This is a genomic window from Bacillus sp. FSL W8-0519 (genome assembly GCF_038005585.1).
Lineage (GTDB): Bacteria > Bacillota > Bacilli > Bacillales > Bacillaceae_G > Bacillus_A > Bacillus_A paranthracis.
Genome location: NZ_JBBOTL010000001.1, coordinates 5,163,459 through 5,184,165, shown reverse-complemented (window position 1 = coordinate 5,184,165; position 20,707 = coordinate 5,163,459). Strand labels below are relative to the sequence as shown.

The 20,707-nt window shown below is 37.0% G+C and carries 17 protein-coding genes and 1 pseudogene; 11 read left to right on the top strand and 7 right to left on the bottom strand.

What is annotated here, in order from left to right; translation table 11 throughout:
• Nucleotides 1–174: 174 nt before the first annotated feature.
• The 3 genes and pseudogenes from NST14_RS27245 to map form a co-directional block, all read right to left on the bottom strand.
• Nucleotides 175–322 (bottom strand): annotated as a pseudogene (locus NST14_RS27245) (type I methionyl aminopeptidase); the annotation flags it as partial.
• A 321-nt stretch (nucleotides 323–643) separates the two neighbouring features.
• Nucleotides 644–2,041, bottom strand: coding sequence for a M28 family metallopeptidase (locus tag NST14_RS27240; RefSeq protein ID WP_229143200.1), 1,398 nt, complete (start codon nucleotides 2,039–2,041; stop codon nucleotides 644–646).
• Nucleotides 2,042–2,547: 506 nt separating this feature from the next.
• Nucleotides 2,548–3,342 (bottom strand): type I methionyl aminopeptidase, encoded by a 795-nt coding sequence (gene map / locus NST14_RS27235; RefSeq protein ID WP_002081265.1) that lies wholly within the window; start codon nucleotides 3,340–3,342, stop codon nucleotides 2,548–2,550.
• 158 nt (nucleotides 3,343–3,500) lie between these two features.
• Between map and NST14_RS27230 the strand changes: the two genes are divergently transcribed.
• The 4 genes from NST14_RS27230 to NST14_RS27215 are packed head-to-tail and all read left to right on the top strand — an operon-like array spanning nucleotide 3,501 to nucleotide 6,864.
• The gene (locus NST14_RS27230; protein ID WP_000411152.1) at nucleotides 3,501–4,403 is read left to right on the top strand and encodes an ABC transporter ATP-binding protein; all 903 of its coding nucleotides are present in this window, start codon (nucleotides 3,501–3,503) and stop codon (nucleotides 4,401–4,403) included.
• On the top strand, nucleotides 4,400–5,134 hold the full coding sequence (locus NST14_RS27225; RefSeq protein ID WP_000646285.1) for an ABC transporter permease: 735 nt from the start codon (nucleotides 4,400–4,402) through the stop codon (nucleotides 5,132–5,134). The genes NST14_RS27230 and NST14_RS27225 overlap by 4 nt, the downstream gene beginning before the upstream one ends.
• A complete protein-coding gene (locus NST14_RS27220) occupies nucleotides 5,135–6,265 on the top strand; it encodes a sensor histidine kinase (RefSeq protein ID WP_229143198.1) in 1,131 nt (376 codons plus the stop codon).
• A complete protein-coding gene (locus NST14_RS27215; RefSeq protein ID WP_000619261.1) occupies nucleotides 6,262–6,864 on the top strand; it encodes a response regulator transcription factor in 603 nt (200 codons plus the stop codon). The genes NST14_RS27220 and NST14_RS27215 overlap by 4 nt, the downstream gene beginning before the upstream one ends.
• 12 nt (nucleotides 6,865–6,876) lie before the next feature.
• Here the strand turns inward: NST14_RS27215 and NST14_RS27210 are convergent, their stop codons facing one another.
• Nucleotides 6,877–7,200: a bacillolysin gene (locus NST14_RS27210; protein WP_033671088.1), complete on the bottom strand. Its 324-nt coding sequence runs from the start codon at nucleotides 7,198–7,200 to the stop codon at nucleotides 6,877–6,879.
• Nucleotides 7,201–7,615: 415 nt separating this feature from the next.
• On the opposite strand from NST14_RS27210, the gene plcR reads away from it, so the two are divergent.
• The gene (plcR, locus tag NST14_RS27205; protein ID WP_000542921.1) at nucleotides 7,616–8,473 is read left to right on the top strand and encodes a transcriptional regulator PlcR; all 858 of its coding nucleotides are present in this window, start codon (nucleotides 7,616–7,618) and stop codon (nucleotides 8,471–8,473) included.
• An 88-nt stretch (nucleotides 8,474–8,561) separates the two neighbouring features.
• The gene (gene papR / locus NST14_RS27200; protein ID WP_000734741.1) at nucleotides 8,562–8,708 is read left to right on the top strand and encodes a quorum-sensing peptide PapR; all 147 of its coding nucleotides are present in this window, start codon (nucleotides 8,562–8,564) and stop codon (nucleotides 8,706–8,708) included.
• Nucleotides 8,709–8,725: 17 nt separating this feature from the next.
• On the opposite strand, the gene NST14_RS27195 is transcribed toward papR, so the two are convergent.
• The 3 genes from NST14_RS27195 to cls form a co-directional block, all read right to left on the bottom strand.
• Nucleotides 8,726–11,404: a DUF4084 domain-containing protein gene (locus NST14_RS27195; RefSeq protein ID WP_002163455.1), complete on the bottom strand. Its 2,679-nt coding sequence runs from the start codon at nucleotides 11,402–11,404 to the stop codon at nucleotides 8,726–8,728.
• Between the two features lie 128 nt (nucleotides 11,405–11,532).
• Entirely contained in the window at nucleotides 11,533–12,486 is a 954-nt protein-coding gene (gene uvsE, locus NST14_RS27190) for a UV DNA damage repair endonuclease UvsE (RefSeq protein ID WP_000605890.1), read from the bottom strand.
• Nucleotides 12,487–12,518: 32 nt separating this feature from the next.
• Complete coding sequence (cls, locus tag NST14_RS27185; protein WP_000465816.1) at nucleotides 12,519–13,712, bottom strand: cardiolipin synthase; 1,194 nt, start codon at nucleotides 13,710–13,712, stop codon at nucleotides 12,519–12,521.
• Between the two features lie 306 nt (nucleotides 13,713–14,018).
• Between cls and NST14_RS27180 the strand changes: the two genes are divergently transcribed.
• From NST14_RS27180 to acdA, 5 genes are all read left to right on the top strand, one after another.
• Entirely contained in the window at nucleotides 14,019–16,130 is a 2,112-nt protein-coding gene (locus NST14_RS27180; RefSeq protein WP_001086790.1) for a heterodisulfide reductase-related iron-sulfur binding cluster, read from the top strand.
• 9 nt (nucleotides 16,131–16,139) lie between these two features.
• Entirely contained in the window at nucleotides 16,140–17,423 is a 1,284-nt protein-coding gene (locus NST14_RS27175; RefSeq protein ID WP_229143196.1) for an acetyl-CoA C-acetyltransferase, read from the top strand.
• Between the two features lie 49 nt (nucleotides 17,424–17,472).
• On the top strand, nucleotides 17,473–18,324 hold the full coding sequence (locus tag NST14_RS27170) for a 3-hydroxybutyryl-CoA dehydrogenase (RefSeq protein ID WP_000538858.1): 852 nt from the start codon (nucleotides 17,473–17,475) through the stop codon (nucleotides 18,322–18,324).
• Between the two features lie 72 nt (nucleotides 18,325–18,396).
• On the top strand, nucleotides 18,397–19,527 hold the full coding sequence (locus NST14_RS27165) for an acyl-CoA dehydrogenase (RefSeq protein WP_001011170.1): 1,131 nt from the start codon (nucleotides 18,397–18,399) through the stop codon (nucleotides 19,525–19,527).
• A 21-nt stretch (nucleotides 19,528–19,548) separates the two neighbouring features.
• Nucleotides 19,549–20,688, top strand: a complete 1,140-nt coding sequence (gene acdA / locus NST14_RS27160) for an acyl-CoA dehydrogenase AcdA (RefSeq protein WP_000545521.1) — start codon at nucleotides 19,549–19,551, stop codon at nucleotides 20,686–20,688.
• Nucleotides 20,689–20,707: the final 19 nt, after the last annotated feature.

The window sequence follows — 20,707 nt, the reverse complement described above, 5'->3', positions numbered from 1 at the left end:
AAGCTTTAGATTATTAATTACACTGTAATCTAAGTAGCTGACAAGTTAAAAAATTACTATTGATATTGCTCCCTTTAGGTAAGTATTCAAAAACACTTCACGATAAAGTGAAGGGAAGAATGCAGCCTGAAGGGTTTTTTTATAGAAAAAAGAGAACAATTTTAAGGTGGACCCAATCAGCGGCTCTAAAGCGATAACAAGACCGTTTTTAAGAAGCCTATTATAATTGGACCATAAACTTAGAGCAGGGTATCTCATGTAATTTAAGCTCAATGCCATGTTTCATTAAGTTTTGGATAAATGCATAGCCATTTTTATGGCTAATTTAGAAATAGCATTTTGTAAAGTTTTGTTCTTGAATAGCTGCTGCCATGTTTATTTTAGGAATGAAAGCATTAGTTTCTGCAGTTCAAGTTGACAAAACTGCAAGAGCAACCTTTTTGTAATTGAAAAATATTCTCATTAGGTGTAATCAATATTATTACAATTTTTATTCTACGTAATGCTATAAAGTTTATGTATTTTATTTATATATTACGATTTAAATTATACAGCATAATACCATGTAATAAATATGCTTTTATGCATATTTATTTTTTTCTCAATAAACAGCCACCGATTAATCGGTGGCTTGAAAATAGTATTAAGCGGCTTTTTGTCCTGTTTTTACGGTGGAATGAAGGCTGTTATAGACACCAGTACCAATGACCTCTAATGCCATTTTCATACGTTCTAGCGAAATGTTTTCTAATACGTTATCTTGAGGTGTGTGATATACCTTTTCGATATGATAGATTAATGGATTCCAACTATCGACACCCATCCAAATAAATAGAGCGGCAGGAATCCCAACTTCAGCAAATGGTACGTGATCACTAGAGCCGAATTTTCCTTGCAGTACAAGGTCATTATTTAACTGTTTACCTGCTTGCAAGGCTGCATCTGTTACAAGGTTTGGAGAACCGTTAGGCGTCATAGCATATAAATTCTTTGCTTTATCGTAATTTGTTGCGACCATGTCTGCGTTAAAGACACCTAAAATTCGATCGCGTTCTTTTTGGGATAAACTATTAACGTAATAATCGGAGCCAAGTAAGCCAGTCTCTTCAGAACCGAAAGCAATAAAACGAATTTCTTTATCAGTTTCTACATTTTGAAAAGCACGAGCTAATTCTAATACTAATCCTGTACCAGAAGCATTATCATTTGCTCCAGGTGCTCCAACGACACTATCGTAGTGTGAACTTACAACGACAGCTTTTTCATTACCTATACTGTTTTTTGGTTTCTTTTTAGCGATGACGTTTAATGATGTTAAATTAGATTCATGTCTCGCTTTTAGGGAAAGAATTGTTGTTCCTTTTTTAGCGATTTCTTCTTTAAATGCATTTCCTTGCGCATAAGCAAGACCAAAGACAGGGATAGATTGCTTTTTCGTTAGGCGAGGATTGAAGGTTTGTCCATAATTTCCGCGTCCGCCAATTAAACTGTATAAAAGAACTCCTTTTGCTCCTTTACTAACAGCATTTTCAACTTGTTTATTATAGTCAGCAACTGTTGTTCCTCTTTCAAATAGAACAATTTTTCCGTTTACTTCATTTGGGATATCCTCTAATTTTGTTCCACCTTGAACAAAGATAAGAGGGGCTGTAACAGCTTCTGTAGAAATTAGTGCGTTAGGAGCAGCACCAGCTTGCCAATTACGCTTTGTGGATAATGGTGATTCTATAAATCCAACGTATTGATCGGGTACTTGAAATGGTTGATATTCTACCTCATAGCCTATTGATTTAAGCTGCATACCAACGTAGCGAGAAGCCCATTCTTCTGATTTTGTTCCACCAGGGCGAGGACCAATTGTTTCGGATAAGAAACGGATGTGTTCGATAGCGCGGCTTGCATCAACTTGTTTTGTGATAGGTGAAGTTTGTGTGATTTCTGACGTGGAATCAGCTTTGGCTTGTCCGACTGGAGCTATGCTAACAGCGAGTGATACAGCAAGCAAAGAGCTTACTATTTTTTGTTTCAAAGATTTTTTCATTTTTTCCTCTCCTATTCTTCTATTCTCTCTGACTGACAAAAGAAGACGGATAACGACTTCATTTTACCTTTACCCTTATTAATTTTCAATATTCTGACATTGAGAAATAAAAAATAGTGTATGCATATTTGCATATTTTTGATGGAGACATGTATGCTATCATTTTAAATGAAGGTTCGCTTTCTGCTTGGAAAGCTCCTACATTGCATGAATCTAGTGTACCCAAACTTTAGATTATGTAGAGAAAAGAATCCACTGTAGGGTTTCTTTTCTCATGTTTGAATCATGTGATGATAAATATGTTTCCGCATTTCATACTTATTATCAGTGATATATGTAAGGCATCCATATGAAAATACGAGGCTGTTCAAAGGTTTTCCGTACTTTTGGACAGCCTCACCCCGTTAAAAGGACGATACTTTATGTATCGTCCTTTTTCAGGCTGTGGAGAAAATCTTTTCTACAGCCTAAAAAAGAACCGCTTCCTACTAAGAAGCGGTTCTTTTTTATACTTCTGTTAAAATAATCGGTTCGCCGCGTGTTACGACAACTGTATGTTCACATTGTGCAACAAGGCTTTTATCAGGTGTAACGAATGTCCAACCATCATCGCCACGTTCGATAATGTGATCAGCTTTCATAGAAATGAATGGCTCTACAGCGATAACAAGACCGTCTTTTAGAAGCGCATTATCCATTGGATCAAAATAGCTTAAAATGTGGTTTGGTGCTTCATGTAAGCTAAGACCAATACCGTGACCAGTTAAATTTTGAATAACATTGTATCCATTTTTATGTGCAAAGTTTGAAACGGCACGACCAATTTGGTTTTGTTTTGAACCAGCTTTCACCTTTTTCATTGCTGCCCAAAAGGCATCAACAGCTGCTTGGCAAAGCTTTTCTTTTGCTTCATCTTCTCCAAGTACAAATGAAATACCTGTATCTGCATAATAACCATCAAGTGCTGCAGATACGTCGACATTTACAAGGTCGCCTTCTTTTAATACACGATCACCTGGAATACCGTGAGCAACTTCTTCATTTACACTGATGCAAGTTACGCCAGGGAAATCATATTCTTTTTCAGGCGCAGAAATAGCACCATGCTCATCTAATACTTTTTTGCCAATCAAATCAAGCTCTTTCGTTGTCATACCTGGCTTCGCTTCTTTTTTCATTTCTTCACGTGCAAGCGCAACGATGCGGCCGATTTTTCGTAAGCCTTCTAAATCTTGTTCATTACGAATAATCATGAAAACCACTGTCCTTCCTCGAATATATATCTTACCCGATTGTATCATGTTTATTTTCGTCCTGCTACTCGCTTGCAGTATGGTGGATTGATTCCTCTCATAAAGAATACATGACAATTGTCATATCGATGTCATGACGCATCATACTGTTTCCTAAGTTTTCCAAGGAATACAATGTAAATATAAGAAACAGCGGGGGTGGAGAGATGGAAAAGATTATTGAAGTAAATAGTGTTTCTAAAACATTTAAACATAAAAAAGCAGTAAATAACGTTTCATTTCATGTGAATAAAGGAGAAATCGTAGCATTGCTTGGACCGAATGGTGCAGGGAAAACGACGACGATGTCGATGATGCTTGGATTAAAGGATCCAACGGAAGGAACGGTTTCTATATTCGGAAAGAGTCCAAAGCATAGAGATGTTCGTAATAGCCTCGGTGCGATGTTACAAGAAGTAAGTGTCATTGATAGCATTACAGTGGAAGAAGCAATTGAGTTATTCCGTAGCTATTATACGAATCCGGTAGCGAAAGAAACGTTACTACAGTTATCAAATTTAGAATCGGAGCGAAAGCAAAGATGTGAGAAATTATCAGGAGGTCAAAAGAGAAGGTTAAACTTTGCACTCGCACTTGCAGGAAATCCAGACTTGTTATTTTTAGATGAGCCGACAGTTGGAATGGATATTACGTCTCGAAGAACGTTTTGGGAAACGATTCGAAAGTTAGCAAGTGAAGGGAAAACAATTATTTTAACGACGCACTATTTAGAAGAAGCAGATGTATTGGCAAATCGTATTTTACTGTTTGCGAATGGAAAGATTATCGCAGACGGTACACCAGATGAGATGAAAGCAACGATTTCTCGAAAAACGATTTCGTTTTATTCGAAAGAAAAAATTCCTAAGAGTGTACTAAAGGAGTTGCCGAATGTAACAGAAGTACAGTCAAATGAAGGGCGTTTCATCTTAACAACTGAGGATACCGATGCAACTTTACAAGCAATTTATAAAAAGAATTTACCTGTAACAGACGTTTCCGTTGAACGTGGAAGGCTTGATGAAGCATTTGAACAGTTTGTCGCAAATCAGAAGGGAGAAATAGCATGAAAGCACTATGGATGCAATGCAAAATAGAAATTTTACGTACATTCCGTAATAAATTATTTATCTTTTTCTCATTATTAATGCCAGTTATGTTTTATTACATTTTCACAAACGTTATTCAAGTACCGCAAAACGGTGATGCATGGAAGGCGCATTATTTAATTTCAATGGCAACTTTCAGTATTGTAGGGACTGCGTTGTTTAGTTTCGGTGTAAGAATTTCTCAAGAAAAAGGGCAGGGATGGACACATCTTTTAAAAATTACGCCACTTCCAGAAGGTGCATATTTAACAGCAAAGATCATTGCTCAAACAGTAGTAAATGCTTTTTCAATATTAGTTATCTTTATTGCAGGGATATTAATTAATCATGTGGAGTTAACGGTAGGGCAGTGGATTGGTGCTGGATTATGGTTATTGTTAGGGGTAACACCATTTTTAGCATTAGGAACAGTAATAGGTTCTATTAAGAAGGCTGATGCAGCTGCTGGCTTAGCGAATATTTTAAATATGAGCTTAGCTGTAATTGGTGGGCTATGGATGCCGATTGAAGTATTTCCAAAAATATTGAGAACAATTGGTGAATGGACACCGACATATCATTTCGGAAGTGGTGCGTGGGACATTGTAGCTGGAAAATCAATTGGATGGGAAAATATCGCGGTACTAGGAGGTTATTTCCTTATATTTGTTGTAGTATCAATATATATAAGAAAAAGACAGGAAGCGGTATAAATGACAGAGAAGAAGAGGATTGAGATTTTTCCGAAACATATGGGAGTCTTTCCGTATATGTGGCTCGTTTATTTGTTATTTCCAATTTATAATTTAACACAAGTATCGGGATGGAAGCTTGTAATAGGAAGCGGTATGTTGATAGTTTTCATGATCACATACCGTCAACTTTATTTTGTTCAGAAGACGTTCATTTTGTGGGCTTGTATTCAAATGATACTTACGCTTTTATTTGCTTTATTTTATAATCCCTTCATGATATTCTTTGGCTTTTTCACAGCAAGTGCAATGGGGTTTGCACCAAGTAAGAAAGTATTTCGGATATTACTATGTTTGTTAGTTGTAATGCTTGGAATATTTGTATTTATAAATATGAATCAACTAACACCGACAAGTTTAGTAAATATCGTTCCGATGTTTATTTTAATGCTTCTTACACCATTTGGTATGCGCAATTTTAACCAGAAAAAGATGTTAAGAAATCAATTAAACGAAGCGAATGAGCAAATTAAGGACTTAGTAAAACGTGAAGAGAGGCAGCGTATTGCAAGGGATCTTCATGACACGCTCGGGCATACGCTATCTCTTATTACGTTGAAAAGTCAGCTTGTTGAAAAGCTAATCGTCAAAAATCCAGAGCGCGCAAGTACGGAAGCGAAGGAGATTACACAAACATCCCGAACTGCTTTAAAACAGCTAAGGGAATTAATTTCTGATATGCGCATGATTACGGTAGAAGAAGAGCTTGAGCAAATAAAAGCGATCTTACAAGCTGCTAATATTGAATTAGAGATCAAACAAGAAACGAGTGCAAGTTCGCTATCACCCATTGAACAAAATATTTTAGGAATGTGTTTACGTGAAGCTGTTACGAATGTTGTAAAGCATAGTAAGGCGACGCGGTGCATAGTTTCTGTACGAGAATTACAAGGTGAATTGATTTTGACAGTAGAAGATAACGGAATTGGTTTAGCGGATCAAAATCACGATGGGAATGGTATTCGTGGTATGAAGGAGCGAATCGCTCTTATTGATGGATTTGTTGAACTGGGTACGATTAATCCAGGAACACTATTAACAGTAAAAGTTCCAGTTGTTATTAGAACAGGAAAAGATGAGGTGAAGGCATGATTCGAATTATTATTGCAGAAGATCAGCGAATGCTTCGTGGTGCGTTAGGAGCCCTACTCGATCTAGAAGATGATATTGAAGTAATTGGGCAGGCTGCAAACGGGGAAGAGGCGCTAAAACTAATTGAATCGTTAAAGCCTGATGTAAGCATTATGGATATTGAAATGCCAATTCAAAGTGGATTAGATGTTGCGGAAACGTTAAAGAAAGAAAATTCAGCGTGCAAGGTAATGATTTTAACGACATTTGCGCGTCCTGGATATTTTGAACGAGCAATGAAAGCTGGTGTGCACGGATATTTATTAAAAGATAGCCCAAGCGAGGATTTAGCTGCATCGATTCGCAACGTAATGAAAGGTAAACGAGAGATTTCTCAAGATTTAATGTTCGGCTTATGGCAGGAGCAAAATCCGTTATCAGATCGTGAAAAAGAAGTATTGCTACTTGCGAAAGAGGGAAAGACGGCAAATGAAATCGCAAAGGCACTTTATCTTTCGCCAGGTACAGTACGTAATTATATTTCTGAAGTATTAACGAAGCTTGATGCGAAAAATAGAATTGAGGCAATTACAATTGCGGAAGAAAAGGGATGGATATGAAAAGAAGTTTACCTATGAATGGTAAACTTCTTTTTTCTTATAAACAAGTATTTCAATAGAGAGTTTCGTCACAGTCGCATCGCTCAGGATTTGAAGTATATCGTGTAATTTAGATTTTACTTCATTTTTCGACAAAAAATTTGTTATAGTAAGATTAGGTTGTTGATCTAAGTTTTGGACAACTTTACCACTAATAGTTGTGATTACTCCATTTTTATCTACTTTTACAATGAGATCTTGGCCATATACTTTATAGTTTTTATATGTTTGTGCAAGGCGAGCTTCGGTTTGATTTTCTTTTGTTGCTTTATTTGTAGGTTGGGAATCGATATTCATTTTAGTTGTCATTCACTTTTGTTGAGCTTCTGCCTCATTTATCTCACCTTTTAAATACTTTTTCAGTATGTTTTTTTCGTATCATTTTGAGGTTGTGTAATTTTTTAAGCGTTAAATTAGGCTAAGTAATTTCAAATTTTACTTCATTTCTGTCTAATTCTTGGGTGTGAATAACTTCTGCTACTGCTAATAAAGGAAAAAGAAGACCGAATGTAACGAAGGCACGGACGAATCTTCTATAATTTATTTATAAAACTACTAATCTATTATTATATGTGAGACGAATTGTATGAAGAATTTGCCGAATTTTATATATATTATGCATTATTTCATGTCAAAAATTGTCGAACTCACATTATTGTAGTGGTATGACAACTTAACAAATTATATTGTTATAATGGGATGGTGAGTAAGTATGCACGCAGAAAAATTAGGAAGTGAAATTAAGAAAATTAGGGTAATGCGGGGATTAACACAAAAACAGTTATCCGAGAACATATGTCATCAATCGGAAGTGAGCCGAATTGAATCAGGCGCAGTATACCCAAGTATGGATATATTGCAAGGTATTGCAGCAAAGTTACAAGTTCCCATTATTCATTTTTATGAGGTACTCATTTATTCAGATATTGAGAGAAAAAAGCAGTTTAAAGATCAAGTCATTACGCTATGTAAGCAAAAAAAATATAAAGAGATTTATAATAGAGTATGGAATGAGCTGAAAAAGGAAGAATATCATCCCGAATTCCAGCAGTTTCTTCAATGGCAATATCATGTAGCAGCTTACATGTTGAAGAAAATTGATTACGAATATTGTATTTTAGAATTGAAAAAATTGTTAAACCAACAACTAGCTGGAATAGATGTATACCAAAACCTCTATATAGAAAATGCAATCGCAAATATTTATGCTGAAAATGGCTATTTTAAGAAGAGTATTGAGTTATTTGAAGGTATATTGAAACAATTAGAGTCATTGCATGATAATGAAGAATTCGACGTGAAGGTAAGATATAATCATGCAAAAGCACTATACTTAGATAATCAATATGAACAAGCCTTATATCAAGTGAATAAGGCGATTGAAATATCTTGCCGAATTAATAGTATGGCATTAATTGGGCAGCTGTACTATCAAAGAGGTGAATGTCTAGAAAGGTTGGAGTATGATGAGGCAGAGATTGAAGATACATATAAGAAAGCAAGTTTCTTTTTTGATATATTAGAAATGCATGCATATAAAGAGGCAATCGTAAATAAAATCAATGAATGAATAAACCTAAAAAATGGATATGCATAATTGCATACGGCATGGATAAACTTTCATGATATATTAAAAGAAAAAATGTGGGTGATGGAATATGAAAAAATTACTTATTGGTAGTTTATTAACGTTAGCAATGGCATGGGGTATTTCATTAACAGATACAGCTTTAGAGAAAAGCCAAGTAATTTCTCATAATGATCAAGAGGTACAATTAGCTTCGGACCTACCTTTTGAATATTAAAAAAACAACCGTCTTACTTAGACGGTTGTTTTTTTGTGGAGTAACCTCCAAACGTCTTTACTAGAAACGGGCTTGCTAATAAAGAATCCTTGAATGTGGTCACAGTTTTGCTCATATAAAAACTTCCATTGTTCTTCGGTTTCTACACCTTCTGCGATAACTTCTAAATTTAGTTCTTTTGATAGTGTAATAATGGAAGAAATAATCGCTTCCTCTAAAGGACTAGTTGTAATTCCGCAAATAAATTCTCGAGCAATTTTTAATGTGTTAATTGGATATTTTGTTAAATAAGCTAAAGAACTATAACCAGTTCCAAAGTCATCAATTGAAATTTGAATACCGAGATTTTGAAGTTGTTCTAGTTTTGCAACTACAGATTGATTTTGGTTAATGGCGATACTTTCTGTAATTTCGATATCTAGTGCTTCTGGTTGTAACTCTGTTTCTTCTAAAACTTTTGAAATAGTTGGGATTAAATCTGCATGATTAAATTGAACTACAGATAAATTTACACCGACTTTTAAGTGAGAGAAACCTTGATTATGCCATCTTTTCGCTTCTAAGCAAGCAGTACGTAAAATCCAATTTCCAAGTTCAATAATGAATCCAGTTTCCTCTGCTAGAGGGATAAATTGGGCTGGGGATACGATACCGAGCTTTGGATGTTTCCAACGAATTAATGCTTCAAAACCAATAACTTGTTTTGTTTTTGTGCTTACTTGTGGCTGGTATTCAAGGAAAAATTCATTTTGTTGTAATGCTTTTGAAAGTTCTCCTTCTAAGAAGTTACTCTCATTTTGAGCGATACTCATTTCTTTTGAGAAGAAAACAAATCGGTTTTTTCCATTTGCTTTCGCGCGATACATAGCCATATCAGCATTTTTCATTAATGCTGTTACATCAGTTCCACAATCAGGGTACATTGCAATTCCGATACTTGGTGTAATAGACAGTTCTTCATCTTTAATGAAGAATGGTTTGTTTAAAATATTTAAAATCTGTTCAGCTATAAAGGCCGCACTTTTTTCTGAGTACATATCTGGTAATAGAATTGTAAACTCATCTCCGCCTTGGCGAGCAACGACATCTTTTGAACGTAGGCAACTGCGTAATCGTTTTGCTACTTCAATTAATAACAAGTCTCCGACGTCATGACCGAGTCTATCGTTAATTTTTTTGAATCGATCTAAATCAAGAAATATGACGGCAACATCATTTGCGCTAGCCTGAGCGGTATTTAAAATGTTTTTTAAATCTTTTTCAAACTTACGGCGATTTGGTAATCCGGTAAGTGCATCATGAAAGGCTAAATGTTCTACTTGTTTTTGTTTTTCATATAAAGTTGTAATATCACGTGCTATGCCAAACATCCCGACAACTTCCTTGTTTATGAAAGTAGGGATGAGTGTAATGTGAAGGTAATAGTAGTAACCTTCTTTTTCCTTTGTGCGAACTTCTAAAGTTTGTGGTCTACCTTCTTTCGTTAGTTGTAAAGCTTTCTTTAGTAAATCATGGTCTTTTGAGTCAATAAAGTGTAAAAGGGAATAGCTTTCTACTTCACAATAGTAGGCAGTAAATAAGCTTTCGCAAGCTGTATTAGACTGCTGGAAAATACCATACATATTTAAAGAGAAAACAGCATCCGGGTGATCTTCGAATAAAGATTTATAACGTTGTTCACTTTTTGATAAAGCAGATGCACCTTCTTCTACTTTATCTTCTAGTTGTGTAGTCAACTGCTCGTATGTATCGATTAGTGCCTGATTATCTTTCCACATATAAAGTTGTCGTAAGAATAATAAGATAAGAGATAATACTAGACCGATCAACATGAACTTATCATCCCAAGGTTGAAAGATAATAAAAGAAAAAGTAATGATTATACTAAAATAAGGTAATATAAAGCGCACATAATCAAACCGATAATATTTTGTTTTCGTTTCATGCTGTATTGGTTTATCTAAAATATATAGTATGGATGACAAACCAATTAATAAAATCGAAGCAGTATGTATTAAGTAAGAGACTTCAGAAGAAGGTTTTATCCCTGCGTTTAATTGAAACAGGTGTATATATCCGTACACGAGTATAATAGTAAAGCCAATAATTAATGAAATTCTGCTAGAAGAATATTCTTCTCTTCTATATAGACTAATTACGGCGTAGATTACTAATGATTGTGCAATAAAATATCCAATTAAAACCCAGGTATCTGTTGTTAACATACGAAAGCTTGAAATGTCCAAAATAAAAGTTAAGGTAAAATAAATATTCATAATAACGATAAAGATGCTATCGAATGAAAATTGAGCTAGTCCTCTAATAGAGTAATGCTTTATGAACTTTATAGCAAAGCCAGAAAAGAGCAAAATATATTGTACGATAAAAAAGGGCAATGCCTTATACGAGAATATGACTTGGTCATATATAGAAAGTGAATGAAGAAATAGAGTTATCTCCATTGTCAATCCACATAGGCAAGTGCATAGTACTAAAACCCAAAATAATTTGTCACCGCGCTTCATTTTCTTAATTGCTTTATATAGGCAATAGCAAGAAAAGAGTGTAGCGAAAAAAAATAAGAAGAGAATTCCAATTTCTTTTATATTTAAGTCCTTAGGGATAAGAAATATCCAAAGAGAAAATATAATTATGTACATCGTGACAAAGTGTACGTATTTTTTTTGATTAATCATATTATGACTCCGTTTCAATAAAGTTGAATCACAGGTGGAAAATGCTAATTCCAATCATAGCATATAAAATAGGGTGTTTTTTACTAAAAAAATTACTTTTTTTGAAAAAAATAGCTCAACATTACAATTTACCATTGTAATGTTGAGCTACTTATTCTTTTTACCCCTCTTATAGAGGATAATTCATGTATGAATTGCAGCATCGCTAAATCTTTCTGTTTACTTTCAATCATAATATCGAAATTATGATTGATTTTTTTTGCAACGTGTAAGAAAGGTTTAATAAACTCTAAATCAATATATTCCGCGTGAGCCCTAAATTCTTTTTTTGATTTAGGAGAGGAAATGTGAACTTTAGGAACGATATTTGTATGTGACCAAGTTTCAAAAATTGCAGGAAGTAACTCTTCTAACGGTTCTTCGCAAAGATTTGCCATGTGATGGTGATAATCAAATACGAATGGGATCTTTTCTTTTTGGCAAATAGATAAAGTTTCAGCAGTTGTATATGTTTTATCATCATTTTCAAGTGTCATTTGCCTCTTTATATGTGCAGGAAGTTTTTTTATGTTGTCATGGAAACGTTCAACCGCTTTTTCTTTATTTCCGTAGGCACCACCTACATGGATGTTAATATAAGAAGAATCTGCAATGCCTATTGCATCTAATACTTTATAATGATAGGTCATATCTGTAATAGCGTTAGTCGTAATGTGTGGTTTGTCGCTTGTAAATAGTGTAAATTGATTCGGATGAAAACTTACTCGTAAATTATGTTCTTTAATTAATGCCCCAATTGTACGCCAAAGCGGTGTGAACAATCCGATGTAATCAAACTCGACTTCGGGATGTGTTGCAAGTGGGACGATGGAAGAAGATAAGCGATATAATGGAATTTCATGCGCTATATTGTAATGAAGAATACGTATTGTATGCTCAAGATTCTGTCGCGTAACATCGTATAATTTATCTTCTCGTTCTTGTTTACTAAGCTTTTGAAAGCTTGTAAATGTCATCGTTTTAGCCGGAGAACAGTCCCAGAGTGCCATTGCATGTGAGACATATCCGAAACGCATAATCATAATGAATACATCTCCTTTATGCATTATCTTTCCTATAGGAAGAAAGCAAGTATTGTTCCTATCCATTCTTTGCCTCTATTAATGAGAGAATTCGGACTAACATCTTTCAAGGAAAGTAATGACGCATTTTCTAGATCTTCGTGGAATTTATTTTTTACTGTTTGTATAAAATGTTCATCATATAAAAGGCAGTTGATTTCATGGTTAATATATAAACTTCTCATATCAAAGTTTGCAGTTCCGATATCACAGATATAGTCATCAACTATAATAACTTTAGCGTGAAAAAAACCTTGTTGAAATGCGTAAATATTACAGCCAGCTTGTATTAACTTTCGGCAATATGGGAATTTTGCTTCTCGAACAAGGGGGTGATCCGCTTTTTCTGGAACGAGAATCGTGATTTGAACCCCGCGTTTTCGTGCTTCTAATAATGCGTTCATAATTTTTCTTCCAGGAATGAAATAGGGTGTACCGATAAAGAGTTCTTTTTTTGCACCTTCAATTAAATGTAAAAAAGTATGTTGTAAATAGGCACCATCAGTTGGAATAAATTGATGTTCGATAGTACCGGGTTGCTGTTTCGGAAAATAAAGAGAAGCGTCCAATAAATTTTGGTTTGTATCATCAAACCAGTCATGTAAAAATTGCTTTTGTAAATCTTGTACTCCTTCGCCTGTAAGACGTAAATGATAGTCCCTCCATAATCCTAACCGCTCATTATGTCCCAAATACTCTTCACCAATATTAAATCCCCCAATGTAACCAATTTTCCCGTCGATAACTGTAATTTTTCTATGGTTTCTTTGATTTGCAGAAAAGAAAGGAAAAGGAAACTTTACTTTGTGACAAAATGAAAAAGAGACACCATGTTTTTGTAGGGAGCGAACGGCCTCGTTTGATAAATGATGGCCCCCCAATCGATCGAGTAGAAGTCTTACTTCAATTCCTTCCTTTGCCTTATCAATAAGTAACTTTAAAAATTCCCGGCTGATTGTATCGTTTTTTACAATGAAAAACAAAACGTGCACATGGTGTTTCGCCTGTTTTATATCAGTAAATAGAGCGTCATACAAATCTTTTCCGTATGTATAAAGGTGAAAATCACTTTGACGTAAAGGGAAAGAACGAGAACGTACACGCCTTAAATGAACAATTCTCCCATAAGAAAGATCAATTACAATCCAGAGAGCAATACCTATTAATAAGAGAGATAAGAAGAACATGAGTAAATTCCCTCCTTCACGGTCTTTTCACCATTTGTTTTTTATAAATCAAACATTCATTTTATTCGGTTATTTGTGGGCTAATAATTAGTAGGGAGTAAATAACTTCTAATGATTAAAGTTTCACTTTATAGTTTCACCGAAATAAACAGCTTTATTAAAAAATATGTTGTTGTATAACAAAAAACTGTTGACTGAATGCTCACTCATTATATAATGAAGGTAGGGGATAAAATTCAGAAAATTATATGTTTTTGAAGATTCTAAAAAAGAAAGAGGGCTTACAAAGAGAGGGGTAGCATAAAAATGAATAGCTTACTGATCATGAATTGGCTGGCTGCCATTGCTGTTATTGCTTATGCGGGATATTTGTTTGTGTATCTTATACGAACGAGGATGGCCTACATACAGTTAGGAAAAAAGATTGAGTTTGACCGTCGTTTTAAAGAGCGTTGGGATCTCCTTAAGGTCAATGTTTTCGGTCAGAAAAAGCTGCTGAAAGATAAAAAGAGCGGCATTATTCACGTTATGTTCTTTTACGGATTTATTCTTGTCCAATTTGGAGCAATTGACTTCGTTTGGAAAGGACTCGCACCAGGATCACATCTTCCACTTGGACCACTATACCCTGCATTTACATTCTTCCAGGAAATTGTCACACTTGTTATTTTAATTGCAGTCTTTTGGGCTTTTCATCGACGTTATGTTGAGAAGCTAGTTCGTTTAAAACGTAATTTCAAATCAGGCCTTGTTCTTATCTTTATCGGTGGCTTAATGATTTCTGTGCTACTCGGTAATGGGATGGGAATTATATGGCATGGCGAGGAGCTTTCATGGAGTGAGCCAATCGCTTCTGCAATCGCTTACGTTTTCTCAGGGATAAATGAAACCGTAGCCATTTCTGTGTTCTATTTCTCTTGGTGGGTGCATTTACTAATTTTGTTAACATTTTTAGTTTATGTTCCACAATCGAAACACGCGCATTTAATTGCGGGACCAGCTAACGTTTTCTTCGGCCGTCTTTCAAATCCAGGGAAACTTGAAAAGATTGACTTTGAAGATGAAACACAAGAAACATTTGGTGTTGGTAAAATCGAAGATTTTAGACAAAATCAGCTTATTGACTTATACGCTTGCGTAGAGTGTGGTCGTTGTACAAATATGTGTCCGGCAACAGGAACAGGTAAAATGTTATCGCCGATGGATTTAATTTTAAAACTTCGCGATCATTTAACTGATAAAGGAGCTGCAGTGACATCAAAAGCACCGTGGGTTCCAGTAGTTGCTTTTAATAATACACAAGGAAATCAGTTAGCGATGATGGCAGCTGGAAAAGGGCAACAAGAATCAGCGGCTGCAACACTCGCTTACGATCCGAGTTTAATCGGAGATGTTATTACAGAAGAAGAGATTTGGGCTTGTACAACGTGTCGTAACTGTGAGGATCAGTGTCCGGTTATGAATGAGCACGTTGATAAAATTATTGATTTACGCCGCTATCTCGTTTTAACAGAAGGAAAGATGGATGCGGAAGCACAGCGTGCGATGACAAATATCGAGCGTCAGGGGAATCCGTGGGGTCTAAACCGTAAAGAGCGTGAAACTTGGCGCCAAGGTGATGATGAAGTAACGGTTCCAACTGTAAAAGAAAAATCGAAAGCTGGTGAGGAGTTCGAATATTTATTCTGGGTTGGTTCAATGGGATCATATGATAATCGTAGTCAGAAGATTGCGATATCGTTTGCGAAGTTGATGAACGAAGCAGGCATTTCATTTGCGATACTCGGTAATAAGGAAAAGAACTCTGGAGATACACCGCGCCGCCTTGGAAATGAATTTGTCTTCCAAGAGATGGCGACAAAAAATATCGAGGAATTTGAAAAAGCAGGAGTGAAGAAAATCGTTACGATTGACCCTCATGCTTATAACACATTTAAAAATGAGTATCCGGACTTTGGCTTGCAAGCAGAAGTCTATCATCATACAGAACTGTTAGCTCAGTGGGTGAAAGAAGGACGCTTAAAACCGGTTCACGCTATTGAGGAAACAGTTACGTACCATGATTCCTGCTACTTAGGAAGATACAACGAAGTATACGAAGCCCCGCGTGACATTTTGAAAGCAATTCCTGGTGTGAATCTTGTAGAAATGGCACGTAACCGTGAAACGGGAATGTGCTGTGGAGCAGGTGGTGGCTTAATGTGGATGGAGGAAACAACAGGTTCACGCATTAACGTTGCTCGTACAGAACAAGCATTAGCTGTACAGCCATCCATTATCGGTACAGGATGTCCGTATTGCTTAACGATGATTAGTGATGGGACGAAAGCGAAAGAAGTTGAAGAGAAAGTTCAAACTCTCGATGTAACAGAGATTTTAGAACGCTCAGTGATTGGACAGAAGAAAGAAGCAATCTAGTTTGTAGGAATGCATACAACTTTAGAAAGAGGTGCAATGATTGCACCTCTTCTCAACGTAGGGATACCGAGCGAGCGCTCAGTGTTAAAAAATGAAATGGGGGAAAGAAACATGAGTAAAACAGTTATTTTAAGTGCTGCAAGAACACCAGTTGGAAAATTTGGAGGATCTTTAAAAGATGTAAAAGCAACAGAACTTGGAGGGATTGCAATTAAAGCGGCGCTTGAAAGAGCAAATGTTTCTGCTAGTGATGTTGAGGAAGTTATATTCGGAACGGTTATTCAAGGTGGGCAGGGGCAAATTCCATCGCGCCAAGCGGCGAGGGCTGCTGGAATCCCTTGGGAAGTGCAGACGGAAACAGTGAATAAAGTTTGTGCATCGGGGCTTCGTGCGGTTACGTTAGCGGATCAAATTATTCGTACTGGCGATCAATCATTGATTGTAGCTGGTGGTATGGAGTCGATGAGTAACAGTCCTTACATTTTACGAGGAGCAAGATGGGGATATAGAATGGGCAACAACGAAGTCGTTGATTTAAACGTTGCTGACGGTTTAACATGCGCATTTTCAGGTATACACATGGGTGTTTATGGCGGAGAAGTTGCGAAGGAAGATGGAATTTCTCGCGAAGCGCAAGATGAATGGGCATATCGTAGCCACCAGCGTGCGGTTTCAGCACATAATGAAGGACGTTTTGAAGAGGAAATCGTGCCAGTAACGATTCCGCACAGAAAAGGCGATCCTATTGTCGTTGCAAAGGATGAGGCGCCACGCGCGGATACAACAATTGAAAAGTTAGCAAAATTAAAACCTGTATTTGATAAAACAGCGACAGTGACAGCTGGTAATGCACCAGGCTTAAACGATGGTGGTGCTGCACTTGTATTAATGAGCGAAGACAGAGCGAAGCAAGAAGGAAGAAAGCCGTTAGCGACAATTTTGGCACATACAGCAATTGCAGTGGAGTCTAAAGATTTCCCGAGAACGCCAGGTTATGCGATTAACGCATTGCTTGAAAAAACAGGCAAGACAATTGAAGACATCGATTTATTCGAGATTAATGAAGCATTTGCAGCAGTAGCAATTGCAAGTACAGAAATCGCAGGAATTGACCCAGAAAAATTGAATGTAAATGGCGGCGCAGTAGCGATGGGACATCCGATTGGAGCAAGCGGAGCGCGCATTATCGTTACACTAATCCATGCACTTAAGCAACGCGGCGGTGGAATTGGAATTGCTTCGATTTGTAGTGGTGGCGGTCAAGGCGATGCAGTGATGATTGAAGTTCACTAATTAAGATTAGAAGATATATAGTTTATTAAAAATTAAGGGGGAAGAAGAAATGGGTGTACAAAAAATTGTTGTAATTGGTGCAGGACAAATGGGATCAGGAATTGCGCAAGTATGTGCAATGGCAGGATACGATGTGAAGGTACAAGATTTAAAACAGGAGCAATTAGATAGAGGATTGGCTATTATTACGAAAAACTTAGCACGCCAAGTAGAAAAGGGGCGCATGAAGGAAGAAGAAAAGGAAGCGACATTAAACCGTCTTGCAGTAACGCTTGATTTAGATTGTGTGAAGGAAGCGGATCTTATTATCGAAGCAGCTGTCGAGAAAATGGATATTAAAAAGAAAATCTTTGCGAATTTAGATGAAATTGCTCCAGAACACGCAATTTTAGCGACAAATACGTCATCTTTGCCAATTACAGAAATTGCCGCGGTAACGAAACGTCCGGAAAAAGTAATCGGTATGCACTTTATGAATCCGGTTCCGGTTATGAAACTTGTTGAAATTATTCGTGGTTTGGCTACAGATGATGCGGTATACAAAACAATTGAAGATATTACGAAGAAAATTGGCAAAGTACCAGTTGAAGTAAATGATTTCCCAGGATTTGTATCAAATCGTATTTTATTGCCGATGATTAACGAAGCAATTTATACGTTATATGAAGGTGTAGCGACGAAAGAAGCGATTGATGAAGTAATGAAACTTGGTATGAATCACCCGATGGGTCCTTTAACGCTCGCTGATTTTATCGGTTTAGACACGTGTTTATATATTATGGAAGTGTTGCATGAAGGTTTAGGTGATAGTAAATACCGCCCATGTCCATTACTGCGTAAGTACGTAAATGCAGGATGGTTAGGACGTAAAACAGGTCGTGGTTTCTACGTTTACGAATAAATCCCCCTTTGTTACAAAATAGTGGTCTTACCAAATTATTAAAAGGATTTATAGCAAATGGAGGCGGAGTATATGAACTTTCGTTTTAATGAAGAGCAACAAATGATGAGAAAAATGGTTCGAGATTTTGCACAGAAGGAAATTGCTCCCTTTGTTCCTAGTATGGAACAAGGGGTGTTTCCAAAAGAGATTTTGCAGAAGATGGGTGAGCTTGGATTAATGGGAATTCCAGCGCCTGCAAAATACGGCGGGGCAGAAATGGATTTTATTTCTTACATTTTAGCAATTGAAGAAATTTCAAAGGTAAGCGCAACGGTTGGTGTAATTTTAGCTGTACATACGTCAGTTGGAATGAACCCGATTTTATATTTCGGAACAGAAGAACAGAAAGAGAAATACGTTTCTAAACTTGCGACTGGTGAATATTTAGGTGCATTTGCATTAACAGAACCAAATGCAGGATCGGATGCAGGAAGTTTGAAATCAAGAGCTGTGAAGAAAGGCGATCATTACATTATTAATGGATCGAAGGTGTTCATTACAAATGGTGGTGAAGCAAGTACATATATTGTATTCGCTTCTACAAATCCAGAGGCAGGAAAGAGTGGGATTTCTGCATTCATAGTAGAGAAAGATACACCAGGCTTAATTATCGGTAAAGATGAGCATAAAATGGGACTGCTCGGTTCTCGCACTGTACAACTTACGTTCGAGGATATGAAGGTACCGGCTGAGAATTTACTTGGTGAAGAAGGACAAGGATTTAAGGTAGCAATGGCGAATTTAGATGTTGGAAGAATTGGGATTGGGGCGCAAGCATTAGGGATTGCTGAAGCGGCGCTTGAATGTGCGATTGATTATGCGAAAGAACGTGAGCAATTCGGAAAGCCAATTGCGGCGCAGCAAGGGATTGGCTTCAAACTTGCAGATATGGCAACTAGTGTAGAAGCGGCGCGATTACTCGTATATAGGGCGGCATCGCTAAGAGCGCAAGGATTACCATGTGGTAAGGAAGCATCTATTGCGAAATTATTCGCTTCTAAAACAGCTGTTGAAGTTGCGATTGAAGCGGTGCAAGTATTTGGGGGATACGGTTATACGAAGGACTATCCAGTAGAAAGATTTTTCCGTGATGCGAAAATCACGCAAATATATGAAGGAACGAGCGAAATACAGAAACTTGTTATTAGCCGAGCTTTATAAAAGCACAAGGGGGAGACGGGCATGCATTTTAAACTATCAGAAGAACATGAAATGATAAGAAAAATGGTTCGAGACTTTGCTAAGAATGAAGTAGCACCGACGGCAGCTGAGCGTGATGAAGAAGAGAGATTTGATCGTGCAATATTTGATCAAATGGCCGAGCTTGGTTTAACTGGTATTCCGTGGCCTGAAGAATACGGCGGAATTGGAAGCGATTACTTAGCATATGTAATTGCTATTGAAGAATTATCGCGTGTATGTGCTTCTACAGGTGTAACATTGTCTGCACATACTTCGCTTGCTGGTTGGCCAATTTTTAAATTTGGAACAGAAGAGCAAAAGCAAACATTTTTACGACCGATGGCTGAAGGAAAGAAAATTGGTGCGTACGGCTTAACGGAGCCAGGGTCTGGATCGGATGCTGGTGGAATGAAGACGATCGCCAAAAGAGATGGAGACCATTATGTATTAAATGGATCAAAAATATTTATCACTAATGGTGGTATTGCTGATATTTATGTTGTTTTCGCATTAACTGATCCTGAATCGAAGCAGCGTGGCACGAGTGCATTTATAGTGGAAAGTGATACACCAGGATTTTCAGTTGGGAAGAAGGAGAGTAAATTAGGGATTCGCTCTTCACCAACAACTGAAATTATGTTCGAAGATTGCCGTATTCCTGTAGAGAATTTACTAGGGGAAGAAGGACAAGGGTTTAAGATAGCGATGCAAACATTAGATGGTGGCCGTAACGGTATTGCGGCGCAAGCGGTCGGTATTGCACAAGGGGCTTTAGATGCTTCCGTAGAATATGCAAGAGAGCGTCATCAGTTTGGGAAGCCGATTGCGGCGCAGCAAGGGATTGGCTTTAAACTTGCAGATATGGCAACGGATGTGGAGGCGGCGCGTCTTCTAACATATCAAGCAGCTTGGCTGGAATCGGAAGGGCTTCCGTATGGGAAAGAGTCAGCGATGTCAAAAGTATTTGCAGGTGATGCAGCGATGAAGGTGACGACGGAAGCGGTACAAGTATTTGGTGGTTACGGTTATACGAAAGATTATCCAGTAGAGCGATACATGCGAGATGCAAAGATTACACAGATATATGAAGGAACACAAGAGATTCAAAGGCTCGTAATTTCTCGTATGTTAACGAAGTAGGATCAAAGGCGTAGGTATT